Origin of the sequence: Cupriavidus sp. 2TAF22, from assembly GCF_052115045.1 — a bacterium.
Lineage (GTDB): Bacteria > Pseudomonadota > Gammaproteobacteria > Burkholderiales > Burkholderiaceae > Cupriavidus.
Map to the genome: position 1 here is coordinate 1 of NZ_JBFRFX010000089.1, position 8,264 is coordinate 8,264.

Sequence of the window (8,264 nt, forward strand, 5' to 3'; positions counted from 1 at the left end):
GCTCCCGGCTCGGGTCCATGCCCATCTCGCGCACGTGCGCGGCGTAGTTGCGGCCAACACAGTAGATGCGGCGAACGGGAAACTGGTCGTTGCCGCCAACCACGGGAATCGTAACGGCAGGAATGGGCGGAATTACAAAGGTCATGTGGTACTCCATGAGTGTAGGTCTCGCTGCGCAGATACCGTCTGCGAGACCAGTGGGGCGGACTGGGCCGCATTCAGAAGACGTGCTTGATGCCGACCATCGCCCCCAGCTGCGAGGCACCTGGTCCCGGATTGGCCCCGGCCGATCCGCTGCTGACGGAAAGCGACAACTGGCCGTAGTTGTTGATGTAACCTGCCGTGCCGTAAATCGTTGTGCGCTTGGAGAAGTTGTAGACGCCACGCAGCGCGTACAGTATTGCCCTGTTGCCATTGGACCGATAGCGCAGGTAGTAGACCTGGCCGGCTACGTTGATGGCCGGTGTCAGGTCATGCGACGCGCCGGCATACCAAAGGTCGCTCAACCCCGTGGGAATGCCTTCGTTGTCGCGGCGCAGCCAGCCCGCACCGACCTTCGTTCTGTCCATTAGTGCATACGCACTGAGCGACAAGCGCTCGTCGGATTTCCCACTGGTGTTCAGTCCCGCGAATGCATCGGATCCGCCGCGGATAACATCATAGGCAGCAGCCACGCCGAACTGCCTGGTCTCGTACTGCACCAATGCAGACCACTCGCGGCAGGCAGAATGGTCGGCCGAGTTCTCGCCGGCACAGTTTGTGCCCGCCGGGCTCGGCCCCGCGTTCACTGCGTCGCGGCCAAGGCTGTATGTCGCGCCAACTGTCAGGCCTCCGAACTTGCCCTTGTAGGCAATGGCATTGTCAGCGCGCGCGTTGGGAATGTAGCTATCCAGCGAGCCGGAACCGAATGTATTCGGGCCGAGGATGTCCGGGTCGAGCATCGCCCAAAACAGCATGGTGTACTGACGACCCAGCGATACCTGTCCCCAGCTACCCGACAGGCCGACCCACGCCTGGCGTCCGAACAGGCGCCCTCCCTGGTTGCTGAGTCCCGAGTCGGGCGCGAAGCCAGATTCAAGCACGACGTTTGCCTTCATTCCGCCACCGACATCTTCGCTGCCGCGCAAACCCCAGCGGGATGGCACGGTGCCAGACAGGGAGCTCATGCGGACCACACTGCTATTGGCGGCACCGATGTGATTTACATATTCGACGCCGGAATCGACTACGCCATAAAGCGTGACGGATTGCGCGCAGGCGAGCGCGGGCAAGGCGGCGGCGCATGCTAGCGCCAGCTCATTGAACTTCATAGGTCTCCTCCTCGTGATGTCGTTCTTTTCAGGACACTGTCGAACCGCGTTGGTCACGCGGCGCCGGAAGCCGTACATCCAAAAAGACCACTGCAACTGCGGCACCGGCCATGGGCAGAAGGAAGATGAAGTACAGGCTAGGAACGCTCCACCCGATGTCCAGCAACACCCCAACCACGATTGGCGACATCATTCCGCCAACCCAGAGCGTTAAAGACACGGCATACAGTCCAGCAACGGAGGCCGTAAGGGCGGCACCGAGTAGCACGGCTATCCCCATCCCGATCTTGAGGGACATGATGTTGGCACCGAAGCCGACCATGAGCAGGGCGCCGCCCAACAGCGTCATGGTGAGCAGTTGACGCAGGCCAAGCCGGGCAGCCAGCAGGCCAAACAGCGATGAGCCGACAATGCCTCCAAGATTGAGCAACACCCCTCCGGTAATACCTTGCTCGGCTGACAGGCCCGCCTCCACCAGAAGCTTGGGGGTCCAGCTTGCAACGAAGTAATAGCTGCCAATTACGAAACAGAACGCTGACCAGAGCGCCAGAGTCCGGGCCAGCAATGGCCTCTTGAGCGGTGCGCTCCAGCCCTCCCAGGCATTCGCTGCGTTGGTGTCCGTGGTCGCGGCGGGCAACGCGGCAATTGGAGGATGCTTCATTCTGGCCAGTGTGCGATTGATTCTTACGAGCGCGTCGGCAGGGCGCTTGGCCAGCAGGAGGTCGAGCGACTCAGGCAGCACTGCGAACGCCATGGGAATGGCCAGAATCGTAGCCAGACCCCCGAACGCGAAAACACTTCGCCATCCCCAGACTGACAGCAGGTAACCCGCAATAACCCCACCCACAGCAGCCCCGACGGCATATCCCGTATGCTGCATGACAATGCAGGTACTACGCCATTTGTTCGACGCATACTCGCCGGCGATCACAGTAATGCTCGCAACCATGCCGCCGATACCAAGCCCCGTGTAGAGGCGCACAGCTGCAAGCTGCATGGCGTTTTGGGTGGCGGCGCTCACCAACATGCCGCTGCCTACAATGCAGAGGCAGAGCAGTATGAGCTTGCGACGGCCAAATCGATCACCAAGCGGCGCGATCAAGATTGATCCGGCACCCATGCCAATCAACCCCGCGCTAAGCAGCATGCCGAACTCCTTGCCATTCAGTTGCCAGTCACGCGCTAGGCGTGCCGTTGTGAATGCCATTGCCAATACATCGAACCCATCGAGCATGTTCAGCACGATGCAGACGATCACGGCCATCGTCTGAAGTTCACTCATAGGCGACTCATCTATCGTTCTTCGAATATCTGCGATCACTTAGTCATCCTCCAGAATGCTCAAAAATCGAGTTATAGACCGACGTTCTGTGCACTGTGCTGCGTCGTGGGGTGCACGATCGATGAAGTGCGACCGTGCGGCAATAGCACGACGGGAAAGACCGTTATTCAGAAGTCGAATGATCTCCTTGCGGGCCAGTAATGACGCCGGAATCACGCTTGTAGAGGCGTTGAAAATTCCGAGCACATGCCGCTTTCACGGGCTCTTGGATTGACCGAAAGATTGGCGTGGACGTACGCTGCGGTCACCTCAACCGAACACGGAGACTCACATGCTCACGCTGTATCACGATTGGCGCTCGTTCTGTTCAATCAAGGTCCGCCTTTGCCTCGCCGAGAAGGGCCTCCCCTGGGAAAGCAACTTCGTCGATCTGATGAAGCTTGAACACACCAGGCCGGAATATCTCGCCCTCAATCCAAACGGCGTTGTGCCCACGCTTGTCCATGATGGCGTTCCCATCCACGAAAGCACGCTCATCAACGAATACCTGGAAGAAGTATTTCCCGAAGTTCGCCTGATGCCAGTTGATCCGGTCGAACGCGCCCGTGCACGCTTTTGGGTGAAGTATGAAGATGATGTGCTCCACCCGGCGATCCGGCCAGCCACGTTCGCGCTGATGATGAGTCCCGACCTGGCGCAGCGCTCGGATGCCGAGCTGGTTGCCATGGTCGACGCGCATCCCAACAAGGCGCGCGCGGAAGAGCTTATTAGCGCAGCACGCGCGCCGATCGACGAAGCTAAGGTCGAAGCCGCACGCCTGAATATGAGTCGTGCTCTGGAACGCATGGAGAGCCGGCTCACGGAGACCCGATGGCTCGGCGGCCGCGAATACTCGTTGGCGGATATTGCGGCGGCTCCGTTCATCGATCGGCTCGAAGAGCTGAACCTGTCGGGGCTCTGGTCCACCAAGCCTGCGTTGATGGACTGGATTGCGCGAACGAAGGAGCGGCCGGCCTACCGCGAGGCCATTCCCGACAACTCCCAGCGGTTCGCGGCTGCCTACCGCCCGCAGGAAGCCTGAGCCAACCGTGCCGCGAGCCGGCTCAGGCAGGCGGCACGAGTGGCGGTCCTTAGTAAGTCGATTGAACTGAGGTGGAGGAAGTCTCAATGACCAAGATGAGCAGGAACGATCTACCGATCATCGTCTCCGGTGGCGGTATTGGCGGCCTCGCATGCGCATTGGCGCTAGCTCAGAAGCGGTTTCGGGTGCTTGTATGCGAACAAGCGCCCCGCTTCGGCCAAGTCGGCGCGGGGCTTCAGGTCGCGCCGAATGCCTTGTCGGTGCTGGATGCGCTTGGCGTCGGCGCCGAGATCAAACGACAGGCGCTGTTGATCGAGCAGATGCTGATGATGGATGGCATCAGCGGCGAGCCTGTAGGTGTTATCCCCTGCGGCAGCGAGTTTCAGCAGCGCTTTTGCAATCCCTATGCTGTAGCACATCGCGCCGATGTGCACAGCGCCTTGCTGGAGGCGTGCGACCAGCATCCCCTCGTCGAACTGAGGACTGATACCAGGATTGTCAGATACGAGCAGTACGGAAATATCGTCACAATCACCACGGATGCTGGTGCAACGCTTCGTGGAGCCGCGCTTATTGGCGCCGACGGCGTCCACTCGAGGATCCGGCAGCAACTGATCGGGGATGGCGACTCAGTGCCAATCGGTGCGGTGATCTACCGCGCCCTGGTGCCCGTATCCCGCATGCCTCCCGAGCTGCAGCATCCCTATCCCACTTTGTGGACCGGACCCGATGCGCATTTGATCTACTACCCGGTACGAGACTGGAGTCAGTTCAATGTCGGCGCGACTGTCAGGACCGACCGCCGGGAAATGCAAGAAGGCGAGGCGTCACCCGAGGAGGCCGCCGCCGCATTCGCGGATTGGGCCCCGGAACCCAGGCGCGTGTTGTCGCTGGCCCCGGTGTTCCAGCGCTACGTGCTCCGTCAACGCGCGCCAGTCGCTAACTGGACCGCCGGCCGTGTGACCCTGCTGGGYGACGCAGCACATCCCATGGTGCAGTACATTGCACAGGGTGCTGCCATGGCGCTCGAAGATGCGATCTCGCTCGCCACAGAGCTGGACGCCGCAGATGGCGCCTGCGAACAGGCGTTTCAGAGGTATCAGGATGTGCGGATCGTGCGGTCGGCGCGCGTTCAGATTTCATCGCTGATGCTGGACCGGATCTACCATGCTGGCGGTGTCGAGCGTCTAGTACGCAATTCGGTCTTTGAGGGTCGAACGCCATCCGAATACTACGACCGGCTGGCATGGCTGTTCACCGCGCCGGCATATGTGCGGCAATGGCGCGCGTCGCCCGATTGCGTCGCTGCCGAAGATGGTATGCACGTCGCTACTGACTCCGAGAAAAGGGATGACACTACTCAGCCACAGCGGGTATGTTAAGCTTCGCACGGCTCCCGATGGCGTCGCTACCATGAGGCATTCACGGTAGCGAGCCTGGCGGACGCTCCCGTTCCGCGCGCACCGGCGCGCATCGACTCAGCAACGGATCGCTTCATTCTGCGCATGGATCAGTTCGACCTTAATCTGATGCGTATCTTCGACGCCTTATGGCGTCACCGCCATCTGGGAAGGGCTGCGGAAGAGCTCGGGCTTAGCCAGCCCGCGTTGTCGCATGCGCTGAAGCGCTTGCGCGAGCAGGTGGGAGACGTGCTTTTCGTCAAGGCCCACGCTGGCATGCAGCCATCAGCCCGGGCGGTCGACATCGCGCCGGTCATACAGGACATGCTCGCCGGGGTACGGGAGCGTATCCTTGTCACACCGCAGTTCGAGCCGTCATCGAGCAAACGGACCTTCACTATCGCGATGTCGGATATTGGTGAGCTGACGTTCCTACCGCGGCTGCTACGGCATTTGGCTAGCGTGGCGCCCCATGTGAGCGTCAAGACCGTATCATTGAGCCCGCGCGAACTCGGCGAGGGGCTGCAGCGCGGCGAAGTAGACCTCGCAATGGGGCACTTGCCAGACCTTTCCGGCACGGACATGTACCAGCAGCGGCTGTTCACTCACGGCTTCGTCTGCCTTGCTGGAAGGAACAACCCACTCGCTGTCAGAACCCTAACTCGGGAACGATACTGCCGAGCCTCCCACGCGGTGGTGCAATCCGAGAGCCGCACTCATGATCTCGTAGAGCGATATCTGCGGGAGAACGGCATCCAAAGAAATGCGCAGCTATGCTGTCCGCACTTCCTCAGCATTCCGCACGTGATCGCCACAACGCACCTGATTGCCACCGTAAGCCAATCGATCGGCGAGGTCTACGCTGATCACGCCGAGTTGCGTCTGCTTGCCCCTCCCTTCGACTTCCCTCACTACGACGTGAAACAGCACTGGCACCGTAGCCAACATGGTGACCCCGGTAACCGCTGGTTGCGCGGGGTCAACACGGCATTGTTCTGCAAGTAGCCACTGCGCGGCGGCTGTCATTCAAAACGCTAATCAGCGTCTTTACCCCCACGGCATTGCCTGATGCGTCTGCTTTCGACGATAGTCAGCCCGGTATTCCGCGTACTCATTCGCTGGGACTTGCCGGTTTGACCGGCTCACGGAGCTTCCTATGCAGAACCAAATCAAGAAGAACATGCAGGCCTTCGACGTCGACATCCTGGTGATTGGCGGTGGCAGCGGAGGTGTGCGCGCTGCTCGCCTGGCAGCTGGGCACGGCGCACGCGTCGCCCTGGTGGAGCAAGGTGCCATGGGCGGCACGTGCGTCAATGCCGGTTGCATTCCCAAGAAGCTTTACAGCTACGCGGCGAGCTACGCGCACGCTTTCGAGGAGGCAACCGGCTTTGGCTGGGCGTTGCCAACCGGCCAGCGACTCGATTGGCCCACACTCAAGCATCGACGTGCGGCAGAGATCGCTCGCCTCAATGAGATCTACGAGCATATGCTTGCGACCGGTGGCGTCGAGGTTCTTCACGGCCGTGCTCGGCTGGCCGATGCGCACACGGTCGTAATCGGAAATCAACGGATAACGGCAGAGCATGTGCTAGTCGCCACCGGCGCGTGTGCGAGCCTTCCTGACATCCCCGGCCGGGAACTGGTGATGACATCGGACGCGATGTTCGATCTTCCGCAAGTGCCCCGACGATTGCTGGTGGTCGGCGGTGGCTATATCGCTTGCGAATTCGCTTCAATCTACCGTGCGCTTGGCGCCGAGGTAATACTGGTACACCGTGGCGCGGGACTGCTCAGCGGCTTCGACGACGACGTCCGGGAGTTCCTGCAAGGAGAGATGGCAAAAGATGGTATCGAGTTTCGGTTCAACTCTACCGTACGAGAGGTACAGACTGAGGCCGGGCATCGCATCGTCACGCTGAGTGACGGCGAGCGGATTGTGGCAGACGCCGTTCTCTGCGCGACCGGCCGAAAGCCGAACACGAGTGGACTTGGACTAGAAGAGATCGGCGTCGCCCTAACACCCGACGGCGCCATTGCGGTCGACACCTGGTTTCAGACGAGCGTGCCGTCGGTCTATGCCGTGGGCGACGTGATCGACCGCGTACAACTCACACCTGTCGCGCTGCGGGAAGCGACCGTGCTCATAGACAGGTTGTTCGGTAGCGGCACACTTCACATGGACTACGCCACCATTCCGACGGCGGTGTTCACCCATCCGAACATCGCGACCGCAGGCCTGAGCGAGACACAAGCACGCGCACGCTTCAACCGGGTAGCAATCTACCGCAGTACCTTTCGCCCGTTAAAGCATACATTGAGTGGCAGGGTGACGCGTACGCTGATGAAGCTTGTGGTCGACTCCGACACCGACCGCGTGGTCGGGGTACACATGGTCGGTGAAGAAGCGGGTGAAGTGGTACAGGGCTTTGCCGTGGCAATGCGCGCGGGCGCCTCGAAGGCTCAGTTCGACAACACTGTCGGCATCCACCCCACGGCAGCCGAAGAGTTCGTCACAATGAGAACGGCCGTTACCGAGCCCCATTACGAAGTTCCCGTCGGATCTGAGTACTAGTGTTTGACCCTGCCATTGGGTGGCGGCACAGGAAAAACAGCTTATCGCCAACCTGCGGGGAGAACGAAGGTCGCAGATCGCAACTATGCGCCGATTGCATGCGGGCACTTGGTTGATTCAGCGGCGACGCAGCTTCTGACCAGTTCTACGCCTGCTGCTCGCCGGCCGAAGTCAAGAGGACGTGAGCAAGCTGCTTGGCCTAGCCTGGCCAGCACGCGAACCTTCAACCGGATTAGGGCCACGTAGATTCGCCACGTCGATGGCGTCGGAAGTGCCCGAACATGGCTTGGTGCTGCCCAATCGAGCGGGCGGCAAAGGCCGCCGATCCGCGCCGGCGGCCTCGCGACGCTGCCAGTCGGCGTAGGCGAGGGTAGGGTTGATAAGCCAAAGAGTGTCGCGGACTGTCAGAGGCTTGGCCGGGATTGGTAAATATCTTAGGCTTCAAATATTTACGAATTCCGGCCAAGCCTCTGCCAGGCGAAAACCAACAGAGCAACACCGGAGTCTTTGCTATCACGCGACACGCTGGGCCGCCCATCGGCGAGCGGGACGCCGAGCGTCAGCCCCACGCGGCCACGCAGGCGCGCAAGGAAAAGGCAAGCGTCGGATCGATGTACTC

General features: G+C 60.8%; 6 protein-coding genes and 1 pseudogene. 4 read left to right on the forward strand and 3 right to left on the reverse strand.

Features of this window, described 5'->3' with window-relative positions; genetic code table 11:
* The 3 genes and pseudogenes from AB4Z48_RS39975 to AB4Z48_RS39985 all read right to left on the reverse strand — a co-directional run.
* A pseudogene (locus AB4Z48_RS39975) lies at positions 1 to 145 on the reverse strand (fumarylacetoacetate hydrolase family protein); the annotation flags it as partial.
* 73 nt (positions 146 to 218) lie between these two features.
* The gene (locus tag AB4Z48_RS39980) at positions 219 to 1,310 is read right to left on the reverse strand and encodes a porin (RefSeq protein ID WP_441624353.1); all 1,092 of its coding nucleotides are present in this window, start codon (positions 1,308 to 1,310) and stop codon (positions 219 to 221) included.
* A gap of 28 nt (positions 1,311 to 1,338) precedes the next feature.
* On the reverse strand, positions 1,339 to 2,631 hold the full coding sequence (locus tag AB4Z48_RS39985) for an MFS transporter (RefSeq protein WP_441624355.1): 1,293 nt from the start codon (positions 2,629 to 2,631) through the stop codon (positions 1,339 to 1,341).
* Between the two features lie 292 nt (positions 2,632 to 2,923).
* Here AB4Z48_RS39985 and AB4Z48_RS39990 point away from each other — a divergent pair, with 292 nt between their 5' ends.
* The 4 genes from AB4Z48_RS39990 (at position 2,924) to gorA (ending at position 7,645) form a co-directional block, all read left to right on the forward strand.
* Entirely contained in the window at positions 2,924 to 3,673 is a 750-nt protein-coding gene (locus AB4Z48_RS39990; RefSeq protein ID WP_441624357.1) for a glutathione S-transferase family protein, read from the forward strand.
* An 86-nt stretch (positions 3,674 to 3,759) separates the two neighbouring features.
* On the forward strand, positions 3,760 to 5,055 hold the full coding sequence (locus AB4Z48_RS39995) for a 3-hydroxybenzoate 6-monooxygenase (protein ID WP_441624359.1): 1,296 nt from the start codon (positions 3,760 to 3,762) through the stop codon (positions 5,053 to 5,055).
* A gap of 123 nt (positions 5,056 to 5,178) precedes the next feature.
* Complete coding sequence (locus tag AB4Z48_RS40000) at positions 5,179 to 6,078, forward strand: LysR family transcriptional regulator (protein WP_441624361.1); 900 nt, start codon at positions 5,179 to 5,181, stop codon at positions 6,076 to 6,078.
* Positions 6,079 to 6,253: 175 nt separating this feature from the next.
* The gene (gorA, locus tag AB4Z48_RS40005; protein ID WP_441624363.1) at positions 6,254 to 7,645 is read left to right on the forward strand and encodes a glutathione-disulfide reductase; all 1,392 of its coding nucleotides are present in this window, start codon (positions 6,254 to 6,256) and stop codon (positions 7,643 to 7,645) included.
* Positions 7,646 to 8,264 lie beyond the last annotated feature (619 nt).